Genomic DNA, 25,515 nt, shown 5'->3' on the forward strand with positions numbered 1-25,515 from the left:
TTTTTCATCAATTTGATTGAATTATTAAGCAATTTTATTGAGTTTCGAGGTATCCTCTTTATCTGTTATTGTGTGTTCTATATAAGTAATATAGTGGTGAGTATTTGGATTTTTATTAACGCTTTATTTATAAATTCTCCTCCTGTATTACAAGGGGGTGTTTTCACATTTTTCTTGCATTGTTTTAAGCAGTATTAAGGGGTTGTCGTTTCCCAAAATGACTTCTTCTACAGCAATGAATTCACATCCAGTCTTTAAGACTTCATCAAAGGTTGAAAAATCGCTTCCTGCTTGCACAACAGCAGGGATTTCCATAATTTCTGCCCACCATGTTGCTAACTGGAGATTGCGGGGGTGCGCTTGGGTTTTTTTATCAGCACCGAGTTTTCCAAAGAACAGGTAATCAACACCTGTTTCCGCTGCAAGCATAGCACTATGGCGATTGCGTAGATTGCCAAAGCCTATAATTTTTTGTTCCTTTTGCTGATTTTTGAAGCTTTCAAGAGCGTTAAGATCATCTTCTATGTGCAATCCATCAGCCTTTATGCGCCCAGCAATGCGGCTGTCATCAGCGATGAGAAGGGCTGCGTCATGATGTTGAATATCTTCTGCGTAAGTTTGCGCTTGTTGTTGTAAAAAAGAGCTATCATCTTTCAACTTTTCAGAATCATAGAGGATGACGCATGCAAAAGACTTTGTTTGCAAAATTTGCTGCAATAATGCGTGTGGGGTGTTGCGCCGAACATCGAGTGTTAAAATCAACTGAGGGAAAAGAGGTGGATCAATTGGTTTATTTTTTTGTTCTGTCATGTCAAATCCCTGTTTCTTAGAAAAAATAACGCTTAAAAATTAAAGTTTCATTCTATTATGCTTATTTGCGATGAAAGTGGCTACCATTTTCACGTAATTTAAAGGATTTGTGGGTGTGTGGGAGCCTGCTTATGAGAAATGAAAGTGTTTTTAAGCATAATATGTCGCCTTTTTGCTGTGATACACGTATGGATGCTTTTCGTTCTTTTGCCTTTAAAAAACTTTTGCCTTTTAAAAAATAAACGCTTAAAATGAAACTTGATACTTAAAAATTAAAATTTCATCCTGTTCATGCTTGTTGGCAATAAGGGTAAGCACCATTTTATGGGACTTCAAGGGGGTTGCAACGTGTGGGAGTCCACTGATGAAATACCAAGGTATTCTTGAGCATAATACTCAACCTTCTCATCGTGATACACGCATTGATGTTTTTCGTTCTTTAGCCTTATTGACGATTTTCATCAACCATATTCCCAGAACGATCTATGAGTCTTTTACCCATAGAAATTTCGGTTTTTCTGATTGTGCAGAAGTGTTTGTTTTGCTTTCAGGGATTGCTCTTGGGTTAAGCTTTCATGGACGGTTACAGCAAAAATCCTTTGCTTTTATCATCCGAAAACTGTGGTACAGAGCTCTGCAGCTCTATGGCGCATATCTTTTTACTACTTTTGTCACGTTAAGCCTTTTTTTTGCTGCCTTTTTATTATGGCGAACAGAAAAACTTTTATCGATGAATAATGTGGGACTCTTTTTTAAAGAGCCTGGTATCGCATTTTTGAGTACCTTAAGCTTTGGGCATCAATTGGGATATAATAATATTCTTCCTCTTTATATCGTTTTGATGTTTTTTGCGCCTTTTATCCTTTATTTGAGTTGTAAACAGACAAAGTGGCTGCTTTTGGGTTCGTTTACGCTGTATCTTATCTGCGGATTTTATAAAATTGCTCCTCCTTCTTATCCTTTAGAAGGAAAGTGGTTTTTAAACCCTTTGTCTTGGCAATTCTTATTCGTCATAGGATTGACCAGTACTTTAGCGCTTAAACAAGGAAAAACAATCGCTTTTCAGTCTTTTTGGATTGTTTGTGCGGCAGCGTATCTCTTGTTGGCGCTGTTATGGGTTCGCTTAAACTGGTGGGGCATTTTGGGGTGGCTTGGCTGGTCTTCCCCGTTGGTGAACTTTAATAAAACCTTTTTAAGCTTGCCACGTTTACTCCATGTTCTTGCATTAGCCTTTCTCATTCTTTCTTTGCCACGCATCAATAAATGGTTTTATGTTTCTCAGAAACATCCTTTAGCAATTTTAGGAAAACATAGTTTACCGGTCTTTGTAACGGGAACCATTTTTGCGATGTTTGGACAAATTATAAAAACAGTGATGACAGAAACGGTTTTTTCCGATACCTTCTTAATAATAACGGGTATTGCTTTGCAATTTGGAGTCGCTTATTATTGTGAAAAACGGCAATCTTGGCAGTGGTCCTTTTCAAGGAAAATGATCCGTTTATAAAAAACATTCCTATAGTGTTTGTTGGGCACGTTAACCTTAGTATAAAAAGTGCGTTGCGCAAAAAAATTAAAAGAGGTAGCAGTTTAAAAAAAAAAAGCGTTCTATACAGCAACAAAAGAAACTTTTTAATACTCTGTTCGTTGAGGGGTATGATTTTGTGCTGATACTTGGAGTATAAAAGCGTGAGTGTACATAAACGTCCATATGATGAACCTATTATCATGATTGAGCATAATGCTTTTGAAAATGCTTTTAATCGTCTCTACGAAGAAACAATGGCGCTGATTGAAAAAACCGCAGCGTATATTGACTCAGAAGGGAAATTAGTGGCACGCTCTCTTTCGGCAGAGGTTTCTGCAGTCTATGCGAAAGAGGCTATGTATTTAAGTACACGACTTATGCAAATCGCTTCTCAACTCCTTCTTCTTCGCGCAGAGCGTGAAGGGGAAATGTCATCAGAACAAATAAAAAAAGAAATTGTAAAAGTGTCACTTCATACACCGACATTGGAACTTGAAACCCCTCATTGGCATGAATTGCCAGAAATTTTTCGCCAATTTGTTTCTCATTCATTGCGTTTAGAAGCGCGGATACAGTATATGCGTGCTGGGTGGGAAACTACGGACTCCTGTGCTCTAGAAGATGATAACCCTGTAGGAAAACAAATCGAATTGCTCAAAACAGCCTTTGCGCGTTCTTAGAGGTACTCCCCTTGTTTTGTGCGAAGGGGAAATATCATCAGAACAAATAAAAAAAGAAATTGTAAAAGTGTCACTTCATACACCGACATTGGAACTTGAACCCCCTCATTGGCATGAATTGCCAGAAACTTTCCGTCAATTTGTTCTCATTCATTACGTTTAGAAGCGTGCATTTTGTTTCATTTAGAGATGCTGCTGTAGTTTAAGCGCTTTGGTCAATAAGCGGCGGCTATATTTTGAACGATGATAATCCAGTGGGAAAATAAATCGAATTACTGAAAACAGCTTTTGGGCGTTCTGAGAAGAATAGCGCCTTGCTTCTTTCTTGCGATATTTAGAGCAGTATATCCATTTTTTACAACCAAAATTTCACAACTAAAACCAATCTAGAGTGCTTTTTTCTGCCTAATTTCTATTTGAGCGTAGGAAATATCTTGAGTTTATAGCTGAGAGAGGGATAGGTATTGATTTTGAATTATGGCATGGAATAGGGTATGGTTGGTCTTTGTGGGAAATCGACTTTGGTTGATTGCAGCTAGAACACTTTCTGTTGATCTATCGTGTGATTTTGTTTTGGCTCTGATAATGATTAGACGCTAGATAGAGCAGGGGCTTGTACATCAATTTATTTATGCTCTATAATTTATGCCTATAAAGTTGCTGTAAAATGTGTGTTAATGAGGATAATACACATTGTTGCAGTTTTGGGGCTTCTTTTGTTTTGAATGGAAGTTATTTCCCTCGCGTAAAATAAAATATCCAAAATCAAAGTGCCATATAATGAATGTCCCATGGGTTCCTTGCGCCCCCATGCAATGTCCCTCTCTATGCAATGTTCCTCTTTACGTAATGTCATTGTGGTGTGATGAGTATATTCAAAAACACCTCTCAGTTCTTATTCACATCCGTTGAGCCTCTCTCATTTTTACGCTTGCAAAGGAAAAAGCCGGCACTATCATCATCTTTGCCAGTCCCCAATGTTGCAACAGCCTTTGGCACTTGAGACAATTCATTAGAGGCATTTTTAGTCCTTTCTTGTACAGTTTCACTCTATACGGCAATCCCACGTTTCATATGTAAGCGAATGGTTTTGATTGATTCAAGATAAACAGATTTGTAATGAGAAAATCTTAGGATATTCTGGATTCTTATGCAACATACAAAATAATTAATTATCATTATAAATCAATGCGTTGATTTATAATGGTAGCGTCATGCTATAATGTAAAAAGTTTTCGCAAAGTGTGTACCATCCATTGCATAGCCTCTTTACACTTATGAATGTACAATCCAGCACTCTCTATTTGCTCGCTTGCGATGTTTAACCGTTATGGCATTAGTATGATATAGAAAGGGAATTTTTATGCTTTAGAGGGTGCTTGCTTGTAATGTGTGAATGGTTTTGATTGATTTCAGTTATGCTTCATAAAGTGTGTTCCATAAAGATGCTGTTCGTTGTGTGTTATAATTGTATAAATTTGGGGGGATGATTATCTTTTTACTGGTTTTGTCTTGGGTTGTTGTTTTCTTTGTGGTCTTGTCTTTATTCACAAGGGGGAAAAGTGTATAGACTGTAGTTTATGGCAGAGACGATTCGTATTATAGGCATTGATCCCGGATTACGGCGTACAGGGTGGGGCGTTATCGATGTTGTGGGTAATCGTCTTCAGTTTATTGCAGCAGGGACGGTTTCTTCTGATGTACAGTGTGAGCTGGCTTCCAGGCTATGTCAGATCCACAAAGGTCTTTCAGAGGTTGTGCATCAATTTATGCCCCATGAAGCTGCTGTAGAACATGTGTTTGTCAACAAAGATGCTACAGCAACTTTAAAACTTGGGCAAGCGCGTGCAATTGCATTGCTGGTTCCTGCGCAAGCAACTCTTCCTGTTTTTGAATATGCGCCCAACAAAGTGAAAAAATCGGTTATTGGTGTTGGACATGGGGCTAAAGAACAAATCCATATGATGGTCAAAGTTCTCCTCCCACGGGCTGAATTTGATAGCAGTGATGCAGCTGATGCTCTTGCTCTTGCTCTTTGTCATAGTATGCATCGTAAGAGTGTTGACCGATCTTATCAGGCAAGGATGGCGATATGATTGGGGTGAAAGCATGATTGGCAAATTAAAGGGCACCCTTGAACATATCTTTGATGATCATATCCTTCTTGATGTTCACGGTGTGGGGTATGTTGTTTTTGTGTCAAATCGTCTGCGTCCTTCTTTACCCTCGGTTGGGGAGGCGTTAAGCCTTTTTATTGAAACGCATGTTCGGGAAGATGCAATCCGCCTTTTTGGTTTTGCTACAAGAGCTGAACAGGAGTGGTTTTGTCTTCTACAAAATGTTCCTGGAGTAGGGGCAAAGGTTGCTTTGGCAATCTTGGGTACTTTATCGCCAGATGAACTTGCACAGGCTATTGCTTTAAATGATGTTGCGATGATTAGTCGAGCGCCAGGCGTTGGTAAAAAAGTCAGTGAAAGAATTGTGGGTGAACTGAAAAGTAAAACACTCCCCTTTGAACAAGTGGTCAAGACTGTTTCGGTGCCTCAGCGTGATATGATCAATCAACCTGCGCATGATGCGCTTTCCGCGTTGATGAAGCTAGGGTTTGAACGAGAACATGCATCCCGTGCTCTTGCTCTTGCGATGAATGCTCTTGAGGGGGAAACTGTTTCTTCTGCCCTGCTGATCCGCCATAGTCTCAAATTGCTTTCTTCTCCTACTTAAAATCAAGGTAACAATGCATAAAGATGAAGATAAACGCCTTCTGGGTTCCGCCCCCCTTCCTAACGATCCAGATCGTTCCTTGAGGCCACAAGTTCTCGATGACTTTATTGGTCAAGAAGCGGCACGGGCTAATTTAAAAATATTTATTGAAGCAGCAAAAACACGGCAAGAAGCGCTGGATCACGTTTTGTTTGTAGGACCACCGGGGTTAGGAAAAACAACGCTTTCACAGATTATGGCAAAAGAATTAGGCGTTAATTTTCGCTCTACTTCAGGGCCGGTCATCGCTAAAGCAGGGGATTTAGCCGCTCTCTTGACCAATCTTGAAGAACGTGATGTCTTGTTTATTGATGAAATTCATCGCTTAAATCCGGCGATTGAGGAAATTCTTTATCCAGCCATGGAAGATTATCAACTTGATTTGATCATTGGGGAGGGGCCGGCCGCACGCTCGGTGAAAATTGATCTGGCTAAATTTACTTTGGTAGCGGCAACCACACGTTTGGGGCTTTTGACCACGCCGCTGAGAGACCGTTTTGGCATCCCAATTCGTCTCAATTTTTATACTATAGAAGAATTGGAATATATTGTGCAGCGTAATGCACGACTTTTTGCCGTCAAGATCAGTGATGATGGTGCTCATGAAATTGCACGCCGAGCACGGGGGACCCCTCGTATTGCCGGACGGCTTTTACGGCGTGTTTGTGATTTTGCTTTGGTTAAACAAGCAAAACAAATTGACCAAAAAATCGCCGATGAAGCGCTTTCGCGCCTTGAGGTTGATCATCTTGGTCTTGATCCGCTTGATCGTCGCTACTTGCTCCTGATTGCGGAAACTTTTTTAGGGGGACCGGTGGGGATTGAAACAATTGCTGCTGCTTTATCAGAACCACGCGATGCCATTGAAGATATTGTTGAACCGTATTTGCTCCAACAAGGGTTTATTCATAGAACCGCTCGTGGACGCATTCTAACTGAAAAGGCTTGGAGCCATTTAGGGCTTTCTGCTCCAGCCTCTACAACGTCTATACAAAGGCGTTCTCAACTTTCTGATGCTCAAGAGAATTCATCATTTCAGACATCTTTATGGGATGGGGAAGATGATTAAGACATTCTCTTTATTAAAAGAAACTATGTGAATATTTTATAGCAAGGTCATAAAATACAAGAGACGTGCCTTCTTTTAGCATATTCTGGCTAAAAAGGTTTGGCACTATTAAAAATTTTTTGCTTTTCACAACTTCAACACAAAAATGTGTTCAATCTTTTGATTGATAGATAATTTGCTATATTAGATGATTTTATGGGATATGAAGTCGATGACAGAAATAACACCTTTTAAGAGCAATCATACAAACGCTTTTCATAATTTTCAGGTCCGCGTTTATGTTGCGGATACAGATTTTTCCGGTGTAGTTTATCATGCGCGTTATCTTGAGTTTTTTGAACGAGGACGTTCAGAGTTTTTACGGGATACCGGTTTTAATAATAAGATGTTAGCAGCAGGGGGTGAGGGGGAAAAACTGTTTTTTGTTGTTCGTCATATGGAAATTAATTTTTCAAGACCAGCTAAAATTGATCATCTTTTAGTCGTTAAAACACGTGTTACTCATATCCAAGGGGCCCGCTTTTTTATGGAGCAATCTATTTTGCATGAGATGACCACGTTGGTAACAGCCAAAGTTGAAATTGCTCTGATTAATGAGGAGGCAAAACCGCGACGTTTACCCAAAGAACTTTTTGCAAAAATGCTTGGTTAAAAGTGTTCTTCATTGAATTAGCAGTTTCAGGAAAGATCAGCAGATATAAAGTAATCTACAATCTAAGATTATACATATTTATCATAGCCTAAATGTTTTCCAACAAGGTTACACGATACAGCAAAAGAAAGCACCTCTGCTACAATAACTACAATAAATTGAAGATGATATCCCACAAAATTAAACATACCTCATCCATGTTATGATTCAAAATCAATGTCGCCTCATCCATTTTCTGCTATAAACTCAAGATATTTTTCTTTCTTTTGAAGAAAGGTTTTTTGGTATCAGAAAGCAGCGAAAAAGTACAAAATATAAAAAAATAAAAATGGATTAAGATTTATTTTTATAAAAATGCACATACCCAGCACAATATTGCAATAAAGTGATAATAAGCTATTAGGTCGAAAATTGTCTCAAAACACCTAAAGGGTGTTTTTAAGCAATTTGATTTGTTTTTTTACTGGATTATCATTTGGCATCACAAAAGCGCGTGTTTCATCCATTTCTATCCATCATGCATGACTTTATGTGCTATAATGCGCGATTTATGTGCGCTTCTAAACGTAGTGAATGAGTGAGAGATCAATGTATGCAAAGCAGAAATGCATTCTTGCATTTAAAGTTTCAAAAGCATATTATTCTATATAATATATTGACTTAGAAAGATAAATTATCACTTCTTACGGGCACAAACCCTAATAGAGGAATAGAATAAAATACTTTCATTTCAAATCTGTTCATGTTGAAACAATTAAAATCATTTGCTTACACATCATAAGAGAGCAATATAAATTATTGAAAAAAATTGTAAAAATGTTCCTTATGGATCATTCTCAATGCAATAACGATCAAATATCGCAAGTGAGCAAAGAGAGCGAAGAAGCCGGTTTTCATAAAGTAAAGATGTGAAAAGGCTTTTTTCATATCACAGAAGCTTGTACGTTACACCATGATGCCAGAGAGATGATAGGGATTGAAAGGGGTAAATTCACAACACAATGAGATTACATGAGACTTACACTAGATTATATAGGGCTTATAATAGGGGTGTATGGGTGAGGCACATTGTTGTGAGGCATTTTATGGTGGTTTATTGTCGTTTTTTGTGTCCGATGGTGTACCCCGTATTCAATTCGATGGAAAATGAGAGAAATAATAGCCTGAGGCAAAGCGTCATCTTTTATGATGATAACATATTTATTTACAATGATAATTCATTGCGTTGTCACTTTCAGATAATTCTGAAACTTGTAAAATTTTTTCTTTTCAAGCTCTATTGCCGCGAATTAATAAAAAACATTTTCTTACATGTCACAAGCGGAGTTGGTGAGTGGATACAAAAACACTTAAGAAAGGAATAAAATACCTCTTACGAATCTTTTCAAGTGCTAAGACTTATTGCAGCATTTTAAGCTAGAAACGCGTATGATGATTTAGCGTTCTTTTTATAAACGTAAAGATGGTGGTGCATAATAGATTTAATATTATGCATTTTTATATCTTTTATTTTTATAGTATTTATGGATAAGTCCTTATCGTTATATTTTTCATAAATGCTGTTGTGAAATGAGGGGGGCGTGCATTGAGGGATGTCTCTCGTCATCACTTTTTAAGGAAATTTAAGAAACAAGTCTTGTTTTAGCGCATGGATTTATGTGAAACTAGAGTCTTTACTTAAATTTAGAAACTATAAAATAATCTGTTTTATAAAATTAAAAAAAATGCATCTTTCATTTAGAGGGACAAAAATTATGCCGCATGTAGAACTAACGAATCCAGAAACAATTGGAATGTTGCATTTGTTTATGCAAGCGAGTTGGATCGTGAAAGGTGTTATGATTGGGTTGCTGCTCGCTTCTATCTGGAGTTGGGCAATTATTTTTGATAAAATTTTTACGTATCGGAGAATACGGCGTGAAATAAAGCAGTTTGAACGCACATTTTGGTCTGGCAAAGCGCTAGAAGATCTTTATGCATCATGCAAAAGTCAACGTACCAATAGTATATCCGCAGTTTTTATAGCAGCAATGGTTGAATGGAAAAAATCTCTTGAAAAAGGGACCCATACATCGAAAAGTTTGCAGAGCAGAATTGATAAGGCTATGGATTTGACGCTGGGACGTGAAAGTGAAAAAATAGAATCAAAATTAAGTTTTCTTGCGACACTGGGATCTGCGGGACCTTTTATCGGACTTTTTGGAACAGTTATTGGTATTATGGAGTCTTTTCTTTCTATTTCAGCTTCTCAAAATACATCACTTGCCATTGTCGCGCCAGGGATTGCAGAAGCGCTTTTGGCAACCGCTATTGGTTTGTTTGCAGCAATTCCAGCTGTTATTGCTTATAACAAGTTGACTCATGAAAGTGCGCGCATCATTGCACAAATAGAAAATTTTGCCGATGAATTTTCAACAATTGTATCGCGGCGTATTGATGAAACACGCACAGCACCTTCCTCTTTATAAAAAGGATCTTATCCCATGGGCGTTTCTGTTGCTTCTTCTTCTTCTCGCAAAAATACACGTAGGCGGCATCATTCACGAAGCCAACTGATGAGTGAGATCAATGTCACTCCTTTTGTGGATGTCATGCTGGTCTTGTTGATTATTTTTATGGTCTCTGCTCCCCTTTTAGTGAACGGTGTTCCTCTAGATTTGCCTCGTAGTCAAGCGGGTCCCGTACGAGCTCAAAAAACACCCCTTACGGTTTCACTTGACGCGCAAGGGCGCTTTGCCATTAATCAAGATTATTATGAAACGTCACAGGCACTGATTGCACACCTGAAAACTCTTCTGGAAGCAGATGCTACACAAAAAGATCAACGGGTTTTTGTGCGGGTTGCCAAAACTGTTGAATATCAACAAGTATTAAAACTGCTGGCGGATATTCAAAAAGCGGGGTTTTCTCAAGTTGCGTTAGCAAGTTTAGCACAATAAATAATAAGTAATAAAATTGTGCATAACCGGTTGTTTTTAAGATGTTTTTAAAAGAGCATAGAGTGATTAAAAATGAAAAAATGTAAGGCATAAGTAAGGCATAAAGAATGAACAAAGACTCTTATCATAGTATGAAACGAGGCTTGGCTTTATCCCTTGTGGTCCATGTCATTTTTCTCAGTTGGGGAGCTATTCAGTTTACAAGCTCTGTCTCTTTACCACAACCATTGGAAGCAATTCCCATCACTCTTGCTCCTTTAGTGGGCGAGTTTTCTTCTCAACAAGGAGCCGTGAAGGCTCCTATCCGTGCAATCCCTGCCATAAAACCAACTATGCAACCACAAGAGAAAGAAGATGCACGCCATATTGGAGAGGGACAAATAGATAGTCTGGCACCGTTTCAACCAAAGGAAAAGCTGCGTCCCGTTGAAACAGCATCGCCACCATCAAGCGAGAACACATCAGAAACATTTGCACCCGAACTTACAAAACCAGAATTATTAGAAGCAAAAACAGAGGATGCACCCAAGGTTGTGCCTGAGACGCCTTTGAGAGCGCCGGAGGATGCGCCTAAGGTTGCGCCTGAGATGCCTTTGGAGGCACCGGAGGATGCGCCCAAGGTTGTGCCTGAGATGCCTTTGGAGGCACCGGAGGATGCACCCAAGGTTGCACCTGAGATGCCTTTGGAGGCACCGGAGGATGCACCCAAGGTTGCGCCTGAGATGCCTTTAGAGGCACCGGAGGATGCCTCTAAGGTTGCGCTCAAGCCTGCGCACAAAAATGAAGAAATGATATCGCCAAAAGAATTGGCTCCAACGGTCCCAAAAGTACCAGCAGAGCAGATTGTTCATCAAGCGCCCAAAATTGTACTTCCAGAAAAATCTCTTCTTCCACAGTTTAAACCAAAGTTTGACGGAGAATTTCCAAAGAAGAATGAGGCTGCACTGAATCAAAAGACGCCAAAGCTTAACAAGAAAAACCAAGAGAAACAGACCATTGAAGATATTTTAGCTCTGGAGGAAAATAATTTGCTCAATCGTGCGCGGTCACAAGGAGGGGGAGCAAAACGTTCTCATATACCAGAAGCTTTGGGTGCAAGAAAAAATATTAATGATACCACAAAAATGGCACAAACATTGGTCAATATTGCGGGGGGATGTATTCAACAGAAGCTTAAACTTGTGGCGCTTGGCGGCGATTTAAAAAATCGTCCGGTCGTGCGGTTGCGATTTTACTTAGACCGTGAAGGGATGGTTGTGGGCGACCCTATCATTGATCCCGTAAGCGGCCTTGAGAGTCAACAAGCTATTATGATAAGGCAGGTGTATGCTGCTGTCTTTTCATGCCAACCTTATGCAGATCTCCCACGTGATCAATATGATCTATGGGGGCAAGGTTTTGACTTTAATGTTGATCCCCTCCAAGAAATAAGATGATAAACGAGAAAAAAGCGCTTAACGAAAGGACACATTCCATGATGACTATAACGAGACATAAAGTTTTTGCTTGGTTTATTGTCACTTGTGGGTTGTGGCTTTCAAATATTTCATCGGGTTATGCGCAATTGAAAGGAACTATTTCGAGCGCTGATTTTAATCCCATTCCCATTGCAATTACAGACTTTATTTCCAATGATTCGATTGGGTTAAAAATATCTGCTGTGGTGACAGCCGATCTTGAACGGTCGGGGCTTTTTTTACCGCTTGATAAAGCAAATTTTTTTGAAAACATTTCTAATCCTAATAAACAACCGCATTTTACTTCTTGGCAGAAAATAAAAGCGCAAGGTTTAGTTACTGGGCAAGTCATGAGAGAAATCGATGGACGTTTGAGGGTCGATTTTCGTTTATGGGATGTGTTTGGACAAAGACAATTGAAAGGACGGCGTTTTTATACCGCGACAGAACGTTGGCGGCGTGTGGCACATATGATCGCAGATGAGATCTATAGTGAAATGACAGGAGAAAGTGGTTATTTTGATACACGAATTGTTTTTATCGATGAAACAGGCCCCCAAAATGAACGCATTAAACGCTTAGCAATGATGGATCAAGATGGCGCAAATTTGATTTATATGTCTGATGGAAGTGAATTGGTGCTTACACCGCGTTTTTCCCCAAAAAGACAAGAAATGACCTATATGGCTTATGAGGACAATCAAGTACCTCATGTTTATCTCCAACAAATTGAAATGGGGCAAAGAGAGTTGATCGGAACGTTTAATAACATGACAATTGCTCCACGTTTTTCTCCTGATGGACAAAAAGTTATCATGAGTTTGTTACAAAATGATGGGAGTGCCAATCTTTACACTATGGATTTACGAACCCGTACGATGACGCGACTTACAACAACTTCTGCTATTGATACTTCTGCTTCTTATTCACCGGATGGAAAACAAATTGTCTTTTCTTCAGATCGTAGTGGAAAGCCGCAAATCTATAAAATGAATGCGGATGGGAGTGATATTCAACGTATTTCTTCAAACGATGGGAGTTATTCAACACCTATTTGGTCTCCACGGGGTGACTATATCGCCTTTACAAAACAATTAAGCGGACAATTTTCTATCGGTGTTATGCGCCCTGATGGACAAGGAGAACGAATTTTAACCACAGGGTTTCACAATGAAGGACCAACGTGGGCCCCCAATGGTCGTGTACTGATGTTCTTTCGCAAAAATCCCGGTATGGGACCAAAAATTTATACGATTGATATTACGGGACGCAATGAACGACAACTCCCTACCCCCAATGATGCTTCAGATCCAGCATGGTCGCCTTTGCTCAATGTACAGTAAAACAAAATGCTTAAAAACAGAATATAGAAGGAATACAGTCTCAAGTTTACACAATCTCAATAGTTTTTAAATTATTTAAAAGAAGGAATTGATTATAATGGGCATGGGGAGTTATGTAGATTTCATCTATCATCTATGGTTGTTGATCGATAATGGAATTTCCTTGGGGGAAAATGCTTAAAAAAATTCAAAACAAGACCTTGAAAAATAGAGTCGAAAATTCTGAGGTCTCTAGAGTTCAACTTTTTATTCAAAGTGTCGCTATATTTTTTTAAACTTCCTCTTCGATTTTGTTTGTGAAGAGTCCGGACTCTTGTCAGGGGGGGCTGTTGCTCTCTGATGTGTTTTATTCAAGTACGCGGTTGTTTTAGGTCTGAATATTGATTGATCGGTAAGAGCAAAAGGACAGATTTTTAAGATAAATGACGTTATTTTAGAAATATACGATGCCATAAAGTTAATGCCATAAAGTCAAAAATTTATCTGCAACGGATTAGAGAGATGTACCGGCTTTTTGTACAATACTTTGCTAAAAAATCAGCTCTGGCTTTCCATTTGCTTATTTTTATTCTGTGATGTTGTAAAAACACTGCCCTTTGAGGTGTGGGGATATAGGGCGTATAAACCTCCTTGATATATTCTAAGTGTTTTTTAAGTGCGTAGCGAATATTTAGGGGAATGCATGTTTGTTGAGCCTTAAGTTTCAAGTGAATTTCATGAGTGATTCGTCATAGGAATACGTCAAGAAAACCCCAATTGTTTAGAGGCTAGATCATTTCATTACTTGAGGGTGGGGAGAGGAGGTTAATCTTAAAGAACAAAAAGATCAAATAGAGAGGAATATAGGGATAATCTTTGGGGCATGTAAGAAAGGCGTAAGGCTACAGAGTTTTGTATGCTTTCTTTTTGGGATTATGTTTTCTGCGATTGATTGTGGTTTTTTGTTGCATCAATGGCTTACCCCGCTATTGATGCGGGGCTTTTATATGTGCGGATAAAGAGGAGGGGTGACAGATGCTTTTGAAGCCCTCATGAATGAAGAGAGGGCTTATGCAAATGATGGGAATTATACAGACAATTTTGCCAAAATCTTATCACTGACATCAAAATTTGCATAAACATTTTGCACATCATCATCTTCTTCTAATGTTGAAATTAGTCGTAAAACGGACAAAGCTTTTTCTTCATCTATTGGTGCAAGGGTGGTGGCTTTCCAAATCGTTTTAATCGATTCTGCTTCACCAAGTTTTGCTTCAAGTGTTTTGGAAACTTCACCAATATCTTCAAATGCGCAGGTAATATGATGTCCGGTTTCTTCTGATTGCACATCTTCGGCACCGGCTTCAATTGCTGCATCCATGATGTTATCGGCTGTTCCTGCTTCTGGCTTATAGATTATTTCACCAATCCGATTAAACATGAAACTGACCGATCCTGTTTCCCCTAAGGCTCCTCCTGATTTTGTGAAGGCGGCGCGCACATTTGAAGCGGTGCGGTTGCGGTTATCAGTTAACGCTTCAACAATGACGGCAACGCCGCCTGGTCCATAGCCCTCATAGCGTACTTCATCATAATTTTCTACATCGGCGCCTGACGCTTTTTTAATCGCGCGTTCAATATTATCTTTCGGCATCGATTGTGCTTTGGCATTTTGAACAGCCAGCCTTAAACGTGGATTCATGGCTGGATCAGGAGCACCTTGTTTTGCTGCTACGGTAATTTCGCGCGCAAGCTTAGAAAATATTTTCGAGCGCATTGCATCTTGACGCCCTTTACGGTGCATAATATTTTTAAATTGTGAATGGCCTGCCATAGTTTTCCTTCCTATTTGAGGGCTTTTTTGCCAGTTGGATACTCTTTAGAATTTAAGGCGATAAAGCATGCATCCCACCAGAATAAATGTGCCACAGCATGAGGTGAAATAATCGAATAAACCCTTTATAAGAAAATTCATCTTAAAGGTAAAGACACCTTAGTTGAGGATCATTACAAGAGAGATCTCTTGTCGTTAAGCAAAAATAACGCTATAACAGAATGTAATCTCATAGCAAAATGGTTTATTCCATGCCGCGCTTTGTTTTAGGAGTGGTTGGAGAGACCTAAACATATAAAAAAGTTCCAGTGCTCTTGAGTGGGCGGTAACCTGCCTCATAGAAGAGGCGCAGAAGAGGATTTATAAAAATGGCAACGCAACTTTTGATGCCCAAAGCAACAGCTGTTTGGTTGGTTGATAATACAGCTCTTTCTTTTGATCAGATTGCAGAATTTTGTAAATTGCATGTCTTGGAAGTAAAAGCTATTGCCGATGGTGATGCGGCTTATGGTATTAAAGGTTTAGATCCGATTAGTTCTGGGCAATTGACGCGCAGTGAAATTGCACGGGTGGAGGCTGATCAAAACGCACGATTGAAAATTTCTCAATCTAGGGTGCATATTCCTGAAAAAAAACGTAAAGGGGCGCGCTATATCCCTCTTTCTCGACGCCAAGATCGTCCCAATGGTATCCTATGGTTGGTTACAAACCATCCCGAGTTGAAAGATGCACAAATTGCACGGTTGATTGGGACAACAAAAGCGACAATTGAACAAATCCGCCTTAGAACCCATTGGAATAGTGCAAATTTGGTTCCTCTTGATCCTGTAGGACTTGGTTTGTGTTCGCAAATCGATTTAGATTTTGAGCTCCAGCGTGCGGCGAAAAATCGTCCTGTTGCAGCAGAAGAAGATAGGTCGTTGCTTCCCGCTTCTGTGACGGAAAACGCTGCTCTAGAGGAAAATGAGAGTGAAGACAATCTGCATAAGACTTTTGACGCTGATAAAGTTTTTGCAAAGCTGAACGCGCTGCAAAAAAATAGTCAAAATCAAGATGATGCATAAAAAGCCATGACGCATAAGGGAAACATTTCTTATGGAAATGTTAGAGGAATGGCTGAAGAGAAGAAAAATTGGCAGAGACTTAAAAGTAAAAATAAGGACGAAAAAAACAGAAAAAATTTCGTCTTCATTAGGAATTAACGGTTATTCTTAAAAATATTTTTAAGAATTGACCCTTCTTTACGAAATTCAAGGAGAAACAGATTATGCGCTCTACCAAAAAAACCATCTCTCATTCCTTAGCTATCCTCTTTCTTTTCTCACTATGCCTGGGTGGGTGTGGCAAAAAAAATGTTGGTACACTTAACGGTATGAATGGCGCTTATATGAATGATGCTGGTTTGAATCAGGTGTCACCAGGCTCAGGACAAGAATTTACGGTTAATGTGGGTGATCGCGTGTTTTTTAGTCTCGATTCTTCTTCACTTGATGCTGATGCTGAACGTATTTTAATGCGCCAAGCAGAATGGTTGCTTCATTATCCTTATTATTCTATTATGATCGAAGGTCATGCTGATGAGAGGGGAACACGTGAATATAACTTGGCACTTGGACAGCGCCGTGCTGTTGCTGTGCGAAACTATTTGGTGTCTCTTGGTGTGTCCGCACAACGGATTCAAACAATTTCTTACGGAAAAGAAAGACCTGTAGCAGTATGTGATGATATTTCCTGTTGGAATCAAAATCGACGTGCTGTGACAACGTTGAGTGACATGAATAGTCATTAAAAAGAAGATTGTTTGTTTCAACTATTCAATAAGCTCTTAAGGGGAAAAAAGAATGTATCGTAAAATCAATTGGAAAACACTCTTTTATATGGGGGTTTTCATAGCTTGTTCTACTTCACTTGTTCAAAGTGCGGCACGAAAGGCTTCCGAATATCCTGCACATGATACGGATAAAGTTGATGCAGTTGATAAGGCAACTGATGACGTGAAGAAAGTACCTGAAGCAGCCGATAAAGCAGCATCTGATGCAGCGGAAAAAGCCACTGACGCTGTTAATAAGGCTGTCGATGCTATGAAGAAAGCACCTGAAGCAGCCGATAAAGCAGCATCTGATGCAGCGGAAAAAGCCACTGACGCTGTTAATAAGGCTGTCGATGCTGTGAAGGAGGCACCTGAAGCAGCTGATAAAGCAGCATCTAGCGCGGTGGAAAAAGCCACTGACGCTGTTAATAAGGCTGTCGATGCTGTGAAGAAAGCACCTGAAGCAGCTGATAAAGCAGCATCTAGCGCGGTGGAAAAAGCCACTGACGCTGTTAATAAGGCTGTCGATGCAGTGAAAGAAGCACCTGAAGCAGCTGATAAAGCAGCATCTAGCGCGGCGAAAAAAGCCACTGACGCTGTTAATAAGGCTGTCGATGCTATGAAGAAAGCACCTGAAGCAGCCGATAAAGCAGCATCTGATGCAGCGGAAAAAGCCACTGACGCTGTTAATAAGGCTACTGATGACGTGAAGAAAGTACCTGATGCAGCCGATAAAGCAGCATCTGATGCAGCGGAAAAAGCCACTGACGCTGTTAATAAGGCTGTCGATGCTATGAAGAAAGCACCTGAAGCAGCCGATAAAGCAGCATCTGATGCAGCGGAAAAAGCCACTGACGCTGTTAATAAGGCTGTCGATGCTATGAAGAAAGCACCTGAAGCAGCCGATAAAGCAGCATCTAGCGCGGTGGAAAAAGCTACTAGTGTTGCGGAGCACCAAGGGATTATTTTAGAGAATCAACAGGCTTTATTTAAAGATTATGATTTAGATAAGCTTTTGCATAAGATACGAATGGTGCTTGAGCATAACAGTCTAAAAAATGTTAACAAGCAGTTTCACGAGCTTTTTGATACAGAAGCCTCTTCTGTTTATTCTTGTTCTTTTGAAAAGTCTGCTGTAGATGAAAAATCTCAGACTGTAAAAGAAGAGATGGAGCAGGACCATAGTACAGGTGATCAGACAAAGGTTGCTGCTGTGGAAGCTAAGGTGGAGAGCCATGACCATGAAAACAGTCAACCTTTTAACAAAGCGTATGAAGTAGGTGCTCCAATTGAAGCACATCAGAGTGACAATCTTTCTTCTTCTAAAGCTTTGTATAAGGAAGGGTATGATTTTATTCGTTCTGCCAACTATGTTGATGCTGAAAAAAGCTTTTGCGCTTTTCAAAATCGTTACAAAAAAGATTCTTTGAGTGATGACGCTTTATTTTGGTTGGCCGAATCTTTGTTGGGGCAAAAACGCTATCATGAAGCAGCACAAGTTTATCTTACCGCATGGTATGCAGATAAAAAGAAGCTCTATACCTCCGAGATTTTGCTGAAATTAGCAAGAAGTATGATCGCTCTTGAGCCAAATAAAGACGATTGTGCTCATTTTGTGAAAAAATCAAAACGTCAACAAACATTAGCATCTGTTTTTTGTAAACCTGCAAAATAAACAGCGAGGTCGTTTTTGGTGTGCGTTAGACTGGCAAGAAATCTCTTTAAAACATCGGATTTTATTCAATGTCAGAAGTTGATTCTTGCCGTCTCAGGGGGAAGTGATTCTTTGGCTTTGATGTTTTTGGTCAAAGAGCATTTGGAAACTCTCGCATTTCCTCCAGAAATGATTGTTGTCACGGTTGATCATCAATTGCGTAAAGAATCGATGCGTGAGGCAGAAACTGTTGCGAAAATTTGTCGTGTCCATGATATTCAACATATCACTGTGCGATGGGAAGGCGAAAAGCCAAAGACGCATATTGCTTCCAGCGCGCGTGTTGCACGCTATGATCTCTTGGTTAAAGAAGCACAAAAACAAGGCGCATCACTTATTATGACGGGGCATACACTCAATGATCAGGTTGAAACTTATCAAATGCGGTATCAACGTCTCCAAAAGAATAGAGGTGCTTTATATAGTGAAGCTGTTGCCATGCGTGATGGAGTTTCTGCGGGCGGTTTTGCTGGTATTTTGCGCGGTGAAGCTGTTGCTATGCGTGATGAGGATCATACCAGAAAAACAAGAAAAAATATTTCCGAAAAAAACTATGGTCCCCTCTATGAACGTGGTTTATCTTGTATTCCGCGTGAGGCGTTGTTGCATAGAAAAGTGCGTTTGATTCGGCCACTCCTTGGTGTAAAACGCCAAACATTACGGAATTATTTACGCTTACAAGGACAAACATGGATTGATGATCCAACCAATGAAGATCGCAATTTTGAACGTGTGCGCGTGCGTCAATCTCTTTCTCCACAAAAATTGGCTTATATTGCTCAAAAAATAAATGAAGCCGCATTGCAGCGTCGTCAACAAGCAAAAAATATTGCTGATTTGATCTTAGCGCTGGATATTACTGTCCAACATGGGCGTTGTTTCATAGCAAAGCCTGCGCTATTTTTACAGAAACATTCCAGTTTTCCTTTCGTGGTGGGGCTCTTTGCTGTGCTGATGGGAGGGGGATTTTATTTACTCCCCAATCAGAAATTAAGCATACTTGTTCAAAAACTCTGTCTCGATTCTCCAGAAAAGAAGCGTTTTACTTATGCGGGCTCTGTTATTGAATATAACAAGCAGGGAATTTCTTTGTGGCGTGAAGGGCGAAATATGAAAGAGGCTATCGTTGAGCCAGATAAAACTTTTATATGGGATAGGCGCTATCATATCACAAATCATGGATATGAGGCTATAAAGGTTGGAGCCGCAAATTTAGAACAGCTGAAATTTTTATTAAAAAATAGCGATTTTGAGCTTGAAAAGCCTCATTTTCCCTCTTTACAATCGCTGCTGATGATTTCAAATCATAAAGGGTATGATATTCCAGAGTTGATTTCTCAAGCAGTTGTTCATAAACATGTTATCGTCAAGCGGATTATGGCACCTTTCGATTGGCTTTCCTCACGAGAAGATGCTGCCTTGGTGAATGTTGTGGAACCTTTTTTTAATATTGAGGTGAAAAGATAAAGGAAAATTACTTTAAAAGAAAATAAACAGCTTCTCATCCCTTGGCAAGGGGCTGACAAGGTTATATGTTAAGGGGAACTGTTTGAAATCTATATTTGATTAAGTGGGCTGAATATGAATTCCAATTACCGCTCTCTCCTTATTTGGGGAGTTATTGCCTTGATTTTGATTGTGTCGTTTTCTCTCTTTAATGGAGATAGCCAACGTTCTGGTGGTGGAGAAGTCTCCTATTCTGAATTTTTGCAAAAAGTTGAGAATAATGAGTTGAAATCTGTGACCATTCAAGGTCAAAAATTAACAGGAAAAACCATTGAACATAGAGCTATTTCAACCTATGCTCCTCGCGATCCAGGTTTGATACAAAAATTGGAAAGCAAAAACGTTAATGTTAAAGCTATTCCTGAAAGCTCTGGAAATAGCATTTTCCTCAATCTCCTCTTTTCCTTATTGCCTGTTATTATTATCGTGGGGGCGTGGGTCTTTTTTATGCGGCAAATGCAAAATGGGTCACGTGGTGCAATGGGATTTGGGAAATCGAAAGCAAGATTGCTTAATGAAGCGCAAGGGCGTATTACCTTTAAAGATGTTGCTGGCGTTGAAGAAGCAAAGCAAGATCTTCAAGAAATTGTTGAATTTTTACGCGAACCACAAAAATTTCAACGCTTAGGGGGGCGTATCCCACGCGGTGTTTTGCTTGTTGGTCCTCCAGGAACCGGTAAAACTTTGCTAGCACGCTCTGTGGCCGGTGAAGCCAATGTGCCATTCTTTACCATTTCAGGGTCTGATTTTGTTGAAATGTTTGTTGGTGTTGGGGCAAGCCGTGTGCGCGATATGTTCGAACAGGCTAAAAAAAATGCACCTTGTATTATCTTTATTGATGAAATCGATGCTGTTGGGCGCCATCGGGGGGCTGGTCTTGGCGGTGGAAACGATGAACGTGAACAGACCTTAAACCAGTTGCTTGTCGAAATGGATGGGTTTGAGCCCAATGAAAGTATTATTCTTATTGCCGCAACAAACCGTCCCGATGTGCTTGATCCTGCTTTATTGAGACCAGGGCGTTTTGATCGGCAAGTTGTTGTGCCAAACCCTGATGTTTCTGGGCGTGAACAAATCTTGAAAGTGCATGTGCGCAATGTGCCTTTAGCGCCTAACGTTGATTTGAAAATTTTGGCAAGGGGAACACCAGGATTTTCAGGTGCGGACCTGATGAATCTGGTCAATGAAGCTGCTCTTATGGCTGCAAGCCGTAATAAAAGAGTTGTCACGATGCAAGAATTTGAAGATGCCAAAGATAAGGTGATGATGGGGGCTGAACGTCGTTCAACCGCTATGACACAAGAGGAAAAAGAACTCACTGCTTATCATGAAGCAGGACATGCTATTGTGGCTCTTAATGTGCCGGTTGCTGATCCTGTCCACAAAGCAACAATCGTTCCAAGGGGAAGAGCATTGGGAATGGTGATGCAATTGCCTGAAGGCGATCGCTATTCTATGAGTTATCGCTGGATGATTTCTCGTCTGGCCATTATGATGGGTGGACGTGTGGCTGAAGAATTAAAGTTTGGAAAGGAAAATATCACCTCCGGTGCTTCTTCTGATATTGAGCAAGCGACGAAATTAGCACGCGCGATGATCACACGGTGGGGATTTTCTGATCTGCTTGGAAATGTAGCTTATGGCGATAACCAAGATGAAGTCTTTTTGGGTCATTCTGTTGCGCGAACACAAAATGTTTCTGAAGAAACAGCGCGCATGATTGATATGGAAGTGCGTAAGCTTATTGATGATGCCTATAAAAATGCGACAAACATTTTGAAAACAAAAAGAAAAGAATGGTTTGCTTTGGCACAAGGTTTGTTGGAATATGAGACTTTAACGGGAGCTGAAATTAACGAAGTTATTGCAGGAAAGCTTCCTTCACGCACACAGAAAGATGAGGGTGCTGCGCCCCGGGGGTCTTCTGTTCCAAAAACTGGAACGGTCAGAGCAGAGATAACAGTGGTAGATGAAAAAGATGCTGAAGCAGCCCCTAAAACAGTGCCTCATAAAGAAGAGACCGATAAAGGCAAGGCAGGTAAAGCAGAGGTAGCTGTTGGGAAAAAAACAGCAAAATCCGGTAATGTTGAGCCTAAGGAGGCTCAGTCTAAAGAAGTGCAATCGGATGAGACTGAGAAAAAAGCGCAAAGCACAAAAGGTACCACAAAATCAGTCAACCGCTCTAAAAGTAATGCTGAAAAGAAGTCCAATACTGCGGGACATGATAAAGAAAAATAAGAACTGTTTAATATCGCTTGAGTGACGATGTTTTAGGAAAACTTCTAAATTCTTTGAGAAAGGCGCAAGTTTTGTTTGCGCCTTTCTTGTAATATTTGCAAAATATGGAAGCAAAAAATTAAGCAAAGCTGTTGTATGATAACAGTTTTAGCAGGCTACAAGGCGAGGTGGACTGTTGCTTTTCTAATGTGGTAGGGGTTGTAAGGTTAGGCGATAGATTTCCTTGCTGATTTGGTAGGGTATGAGGTTTGGTGCTGGGTTTCTTTACGGATTTAGCAAGTGTGTGAGATTATCCGTTGGTTGTGTTAAAGGGATGTATAGAGCATTTTGAGGAGATAATATTGCTTTTATGTGTAAGGGTGTAAACATAATTGCTTGAGAGTGTTTTAGATGTGTAGATGGTGAATAGGGGGCTTGATTTTCTAAATGCATGAAGGTTTAAGATCAATGATCTGATTTTATACGGGGAGAGGAGGACTATTGTACCAAGGGGGCTTGTTAGGGTTTTAAGGAAAAGCCAAGGGAAGAATTATATATTAAAGGAAAGAGGCATGGTGCAAAAATATTTTGGTACAGATGGAATTCGGGGGAAAGCCAATTCATTTCCTATGACACCCGATTTTGCCATGAAGGTGGGGATGGCGGTAGGGGTTTTATTTCGCTCACAACATCAATCTCATCGTGTGGTGATTGGCAAGGATACACGATTATCTGGCTATATGTTGGAAAACGCTTTGGTTTCAGGATTGACTGCTGCGGGGATGGAAGCTTTTTTATTGGGTCCAGTGCCAACACCTGCTGTTGCAATGCTTTGCCGCTCTTTGCGCGCAGATCTTGGGGTGATGATTTCTGCTTCTCATAATCCGTTCTATGATAATGGAATTAAACTTTTTGGTCCTGATGGTTTTAAACTTTCAGATGATATGGAAGCGAAAATTGAACAATTGATCGATACAGATCTTTCAAAGTCTTTAGCAAGTTCTGCCGAAATTGGTTATGCAAAACGGGTTGAGGGAGATATTTATCGTTATATTGAATATGCCAAACGAACTTTGCCGCGTGATGTTCGCTTAGATACTGTGCGTATTGTTGTGGATTGTGCCAATGGGGCTGCTTATAAAGCGGCTCCCCGTGCTTTATGGGAATTGGGGGCTGAGGTTTTTGCTATTCATGATGAGCCCAATGGGACCAATATTAATCAAAAATGTGGATCAACCGATTTAAGCTCTTTAAAACGAAAAGTGCATGAAGTGCGTGCTGATGTGGGGATTGCTCTTGATGGAGATGGAGATCGTGTTCTCATTGTTGATGAAAAAGCACAAACGGTTGATGGAGATCAGTTGATTGCTGTAATTGCTGAAAATTGGCATAAAATGGGACGATTACGGTGCAATGGTGTTGTCACAACGATTATGTCAAATCTTGGACTAGAGCGTTTCTTGAATAGCAAAGGATTGCACCTTGTAAGGACAAAAGTTGGAGATCGTTATGTTGTCGATGCCATGCGCCAAAAGGGATATAATGTTGGTGGTGAGTCTTCTGGGCATATTGTGCTTAGTGATTTTGGTACAACGGGTGATGGCTTGGTGGCTGCATTGCAGGTTTTAGCCTGTATGAAGGAAAGCCAAAGTCCTATGAGCCAATTGTGTAAACGGTTTGAACCTGTACCGCAAATTTTAAAAAATGTAACGATTAAAAATAAAAATGTCCTGAAAAAAAATCCCGTCAAAACGGCTATTAATCAAGCAGAGAAGCGGTTGGGAAAAGAGGCACGGCTGGTGATCCGCGCTTCTGGAACGGAACCGGTTATCCGCCTTATGGTTGAAGGCGATGCACGAGAAGTATTGGACACTGTTGTGACAGAGTTGATGGATGTTATTATTCATCATGATGTACGCATGGGTACTGCACTTGAGGAATCTTGAATTTTTTGAGAAAATTATCAGATCATCTTTTGATAAAGATATTATTATAATGTGGGATTTTGGCAATTACAAAAGGTATGATTATTAACTCAGTGATGTAATAACGGTAATGGATACTCTATCTACGAACAAATTAAATAAAAAAGGGAAAAGTCCAATTCTAATAAATACAATGCGTATAGATTTCTCTATATTTCGTAAGATATGAAAAATATGCCTTTTTTTGATTTTCCTTTTTCTTTTACTTATTCGTAAACCGGTTATTAGTTTAACAGAGTTTGTAGGGGGGAGAGTTTATTAGTATTATTCATTCTTTTTACTGGATATCCAGCGGGTGCAGCGTCCCATGAACATCAAACAGCAATGGTCATTGTGGTTATATCATCTTGATGTTTCTAAGTGCCGCTGCCAATTGGAGATATGATACGCTCCTATTACGTTTAGCTCCTCCTAATTATGAACTTATACTTTTCCAATAATTAGTAGAATAATGAGAAAGAGATGGGAATGATCAATTTTTTTCACGATAGTTCTAATGTTTATAAAGTAAAAAAAGCTATGTGATGTAAAAATAATGAACATTTTTTGTATCTTGGAGAGGTACACTCTATATTCATTTATCATTTTAAGATTTAAACATAAAAGGATTGAAGCCTTCTATAATACTGGTACGACTGAAGGGATTAGAACCGCCCATGCTCAAAAATTAAAGCGTATTCTAAGTGCTCTTGAAGTAGATGTATCGCCAAAAGATTTTGAGTTATCCATCCTTTTGATTACATCTGCTAAAGGGTGATTTCAAGGATTATTGGTCAATTACTGTAAATGGAAATTGTCGCGTAATATTTCGCTTTGATAGCATAGATGTCGAAATGGTTGATTATCTAGATTATCATCAAAAAGGAGATCTAAACAATGATGAAGAATCCTTCACATCCCGGTGAATTATTGCGTGAAGATGTGATCAAAGAGCTTGGTTTATCCTTTAATGAAGCAGCAGAGTGGCTTGGTATATCTCGTGTAGCACTTTCTAGAGTTTTAAATGAAAAAGCCGCTATGAGTGCTAATCTTGCTATTAGGCTTGAAATGTTTGGTGTAAGCACAGCACGTGCTTGGCTTGTTATGCAAACAAATTATGATCTATCAAAAAAATTCCTTAACAACAGTCTCATGATCAAGATTGCATAAAAGAGCTTCAAATGGCAGTTAAGTTTTTGCAACAGAGACGTATACAAGAGCTAAATCATGCGTATGAGCGTACAAGGTCA

At 39.8% G+C, this 25,515-nt stretch carries 20 protein-coding genes; 18 read left to right on the forward strand and 2 right to left on the reverse strand.

Annotation, left to right across the window (positions count from 1 at the left end):
* Window positions 1-147 precede the first annotated feature (147 nt).
* Window positions 148-810 (reverse strand): thiamine phosphate synthase, encoded by a 663-nt coding sequence (locus ACFIK2_RS05980; RefSeq protein WP_375642895.1) that lies wholly within the window; start codon window positions 808-810, stop codon window positions 148-150.
* 364 nt (window positions 811-1,174) lie between these two features.
* On the opposite strand from ACFIK2_RS05980, the gene ACFIK2_RS05985 reads away from it, so the two are divergent.
* The 10 genes from ACFIK2_RS05985 (at window position 1,175) to tolB (ending at window position 13,241) form a co-directional block, all read left to right on the forward strand.
* Window positions 1,175-2,317 carry an OpgC family protein gene (locus ACFIK2_RS05985; RefSeq protein ID WP_375642894.1) on the forward strand — a complete coding sequence of 381 codons (1,143 nt, stop codon included), beginning with the start codon at window positions 1,175-1,177 and terminating at the stop codon, window positions 2,315-2,317.
* 182 nt (window positions 2,318-2,499) lie between these two features.
* A complete protein-coding gene (locus tag ACFIK2_RS05990) occupies window positions 2,500-3,018 on the forward strand; it encodes a DUF1465 family protein (RefSeq protein ID WP_375676986.1) in 519 nt (172 codons plus the stop codon).
* A 1,580-nt stretch (window positions 3,019-4,598) separates the two neighbouring features.
* Entirely contained in the window at window positions 4,599-5,114 is a 516-nt protein-coding gene (ruvC, locus tag ACFIK2_RS05995; protein WP_375633424.1) for a crossover junction endodeoxyribonuclease RuvC, read from the forward strand.
* Window positions 5,115-5,127: 13 nt separating this feature from the next.
* Entirely contained in the window at window positions 5,128-5,742 is a 615-nt protein-coding gene (gene ruvA, locus ACFIK2_RS06000) for a Holliday junction branch migration protein RuvA (RefSeq protein WP_375633423.1), read from the forward strand.
* Window positions 5,743-5,755: 13 nt separating this feature from the next.
* Complete coding sequence (gene ruvB, locus ACFIK2_RS06005) at window positions 5,756-6,850, forward strand: Holliday junction branch migration DNA helicase RuvB (RefSeq protein ID WP_375617872.1); 1,095 nt, start codon at window positions 5,756-5,758, stop codon at window positions 6,848-6,850.
* A gap of 211 nt (window positions 6,851-7,061) precedes the next feature.
* Window positions 7,062-7,502 (forward strand): tol-pal system-associated acyl-CoA thioesterase, encoded by a 441-nt coding sequence (gene ybgC, locus ACFIK2_RS06010; protein ID WP_375611759.1) that lies wholly within the window; start codon window positions 7,062-7,064, stop codon window positions 7,500-7,502.
* Window positions 7,503-9,256: 1,754 nt separating this feature from the next.
* Complete coding sequence (gene tolQ / locus ACFIK2_RS06015) at window positions 9,257-9,970, forward strand: protein TolQ (protein WP_375617873.1); 714 nt, start codon at window positions 9,257-9,259, stop codon at window positions 9,968-9,970.
* 15 nt (window positions 9,971-9,985) lie between these two features.
* A complete protein-coding gene (gene tolR, locus ACFIK2_RS06020; RefSeq protein WP_273790463.1) occupies window positions 9,986-10,441 on the forward strand; it encodes a protein TolR in 456 nt (151 codons plus the stop codon).
* Between the two features lie 107 nt (window positions 10,442-10,548).
* Entirely contained in the window at window positions 10,549-11,877 is a 1,329-nt protein-coding gene (locus tag ACFIK2_RS06025) for a cell envelope biogenesis protein TolA (RefSeq protein ID WP_375676987.1), read from the forward strand.
* A 38-nt stretch (window positions 11,878-11,915) separates the two neighbouring features.
* Complete coding sequence (gene tolB, locus ACFIK2_RS06030) at window positions 11,916-13,241, forward strand: Tol-Pal system beta propeller repeat protein TolB (RefSeq protein WP_375676988.1); 1,326 nt, start codon at window positions 11,916-11,918, stop codon at window positions 13,239-13,241.
* Between the two features lie 1,066 nt (window positions 13,242-14,307).
* On the opposite strand, the gene ACFIK2_RS06035 is transcribed toward tolB, so the two are convergent.
* Window positions 14,308-15,054, reverse strand: coding sequence for a YebC/PmpR family DNA-binding transcriptional regulator (locus ACFIK2_RS06035; protein ID WP_375676989.1), 747 nt, complete (start codon window positions 15,052-15,054; stop codon window positions 14,308-14,310).
* A gap of 368 nt (window positions 15,055-15,422) precedes the next feature.
* Here ACFIK2_RS06035 and ACFIK2_RS06040 point away from each other — a divergent pair, with 368 nt between their 5' ends.
* The 8 genes from ACFIK2_RS06040 (at window position 15,423) to ACFIK2_RS06075 (ending at window position 25,435) form a co-directional block, all read left to right on the forward strand.
* Window positions 15,423-16,118, forward strand: a complete 696-nt coding sequence (locus ACFIK2_RS06040) for a DUF1013 domain-containing protein (protein ID WP_375634428.1) — start codon at window positions 15,423-15,425, stop codon at window positions 16,116-16,118.
* A gap of 203 nt (window positions 16,119-16,321) precedes the next feature.
* Window positions 16,322-16,843 carry a peptidoglycan-associated lipoprotein Pal gene (gene pal, locus ACFIK2_RS06045; RefSeq protein ID WP_375676990.1) on the forward strand — a complete coding sequence of 174 codons (522 nt, stop codon included), beginning with the start codon at window positions 16,322-16,324 and terminating at the stop codon, window positions 16,841-16,843.
* Between the two features lie 52 nt (window positions 16,844-16,895).
* Window positions 16,896-18,539 (forward strand): tol-pal system protein, encoded by a 1,644-nt coding sequence (locus ACFIK2_RS06050; RefSeq protein WP_375676991.1) that lies wholly within the window; start codon window positions 16,896-16,898, stop codon window positions 18,537-18,539.
* Between the two features lie 18 nt (window positions 18,540-18,557).
* Window positions 18,558-20,045 (forward strand): tRNA lysidine(34) synthetase TilS, encoded by a 1,488-nt coding sequence (gene tilS / locus ACFIK2_RS06055; RefSeq protein WP_375634430.1) that lies wholly within the window; start codon window positions 18,558-18,560, stop codon window positions 20,043-20,045.
* 114 nt (window positions 20,046-20,159) lie between these two features.
* Entirely contained in the window at window positions 20,160-22,322 is a 2,163-nt protein-coding gene (gene ftsH / locus ACFIK2_RS06060) for an ATP-dependent zinc metalloprotease FtsH (RefSeq protein WP_375637006.1), read from the forward strand.
* Window positions 22,323-22,873: 551 nt separating this feature from the next.
* Entirely contained in the window at window positions 22,874-24,247 is a 1,374-nt protein-coding gene (gene glmM, locus ACFIK2_RS06065) for a phosphoglucosamine mutase (RefSeq protein ID WP_375676992.1), read from the forward strand.
* Between the two features lie 815 nt (window positions 24,248-25,062).
* Complete coding sequence (locus tag ACFIK2_RS06070; protein WP_375634445.1) at window positions 25,063-25,191, forward strand: hypothetical protein; 129 nt, start codon at window positions 25,063-25,065, stop codon at window positions 25,189-25,191.
* Window positions 25,163-25,435, forward strand: a complete 273-nt coding sequence (locus ACFIK2_RS06075; protein ID WP_375634432.1) for a HigA family addiction module antitoxin — start codon at window positions 25,163-25,165, stop codon at window positions 25,433-25,435. The genes ACFIK2_RS06070 and ACFIK2_RS06075 overlap by 29 nt, the downstream gene beginning before the upstream one ends.
* Window positions 25,436-25,515 lie beyond the last annotated feature (80 nt).

Source organism: Bartonella sp. AP88XZML (genome assembly GCF_042195565.1).
In the GTDB taxonomy this organism is placed as follows: domain Bacteria; phylum Pseudomonadota; class Alphaproteobacteria; order Rhizobiales; family Rhizobiaceae; genus Bartonella.

Excerpts from the sequence above, each read along its gene's own strand:
- ACFIK2_RS05980 (WP_375642895.1), bottom strand. The coding sequence starts at position 810 with ATGACAGAACAAAAAAATAAACCAATTGATCCACCTCTTTTCCCTCAG.
- ACFIK2_RS05985 (WP_375642894.1), top strand. The coding sequence starts at position 1,175 with ATGAAATACCAAGGTATTCTTGAGCATAATACTCAACCTTCTCATCGT.
- ruvC (WP_375633424.1), top strand. The coding sequence starts at position 4,599 with ATGGCAGAGACGATTCGTATTATAGGCATTGATCCCGGATTACGGCGT.
- ruvA (WP_375633423.1), top strand. The coding sequence starts at position 5,128 with ATGATTGGCAAATTAAAGGGCACCCTTGAACATATCTTTGATGATCAT.
- ruvB (WP_375617872.1), top strand. The coding sequence starts at position 5,756 with ATGCATAAAGATGAAGATAAACGCCTTCTGGGTTCCGCCCCCCTTCCT.
- ybgC (WP_375611759.1), top strand. The coding sequence starts at position 7,062 with ATGACAGAAATAACACCTTTTAAGAGCAATCATACAAACGCTTTTCAT.
- tolQ (WP_375617873.1), top strand. The coding sequence starts at position 9,257 with ATGCCGCATGTAGAACTAACGAATCCAGAAACAATTGGAATGTTGCAT.
- tolR (WP_273790463.1), top strand. The coding sequence starts at position 9,986 with ATGGGCGTTTCTGTTGCTTCTTCTTCTTCTCGCAAAAATACACGTAGG.
- ACFIK2_RS06025 (WP_375676987.1), top strand. The coding sequence starts at position 10,549 with ATGAACAAAGACTCTTATCATAGTATGAAACGAGGCTTGGCTTTATCC.
- tolB (WP_375676988.1), top strand. The coding sequence starts at position 11,916 with ATGATGACTATAACGAGACATAAAGTTTTTGCTTGGTTTATTGTCACT.
- ACFIK2_RS06035 (WP_375676989.1), bottom strand. The coding sequence starts at position 15,054 with ATGGCAGGCCATTCACAATTTAAAAATATTATGCACCGTAAAGGGCGT.
- ACFIK2_RS06040 (WP_375634428.1), top strand. The coding sequence starts at position 15,423 with ATGGCAACGCAACTTTTGATGCCCAAAGCAACAGCTGTTTGGTTGGTT.
- pal (WP_375676990.1), top strand. The coding sequence starts at position 16,322 with ATGCGCTCTACCAAAAAAACCATCTCTCATTCCTTAGCTATCCTCTTT.
- ACFIK2_RS06050 (WP_375676991.1), top strand. The coding sequence starts at position 16,896 with ATGTATCGTAAAATCAATTGGAAAACACTCTTTTATATGGGGGTTTTC.
- ftsH (WP_375637006.1), top strand. The coding sequence starts at position 20,160 with ATGAATTCCAATTACCGCTCTCTCCTTATTTGGGGAGTTATTGCCTTG.
- glmM (WP_375676992.1), top strand. The coding sequence starts at position 22,874 with ATGGTGCAAAAATATTTTGGTACAGATGGAATTCGGGGGAAAGCCAAT.
- ACFIK2_RS06075 (WP_375634432.1), top strand. The coding sequence starts at position 25,163 with ATGATGAAGAATCCTTCACATCCCGGTGAATTATTGCGTGAAGATGTG.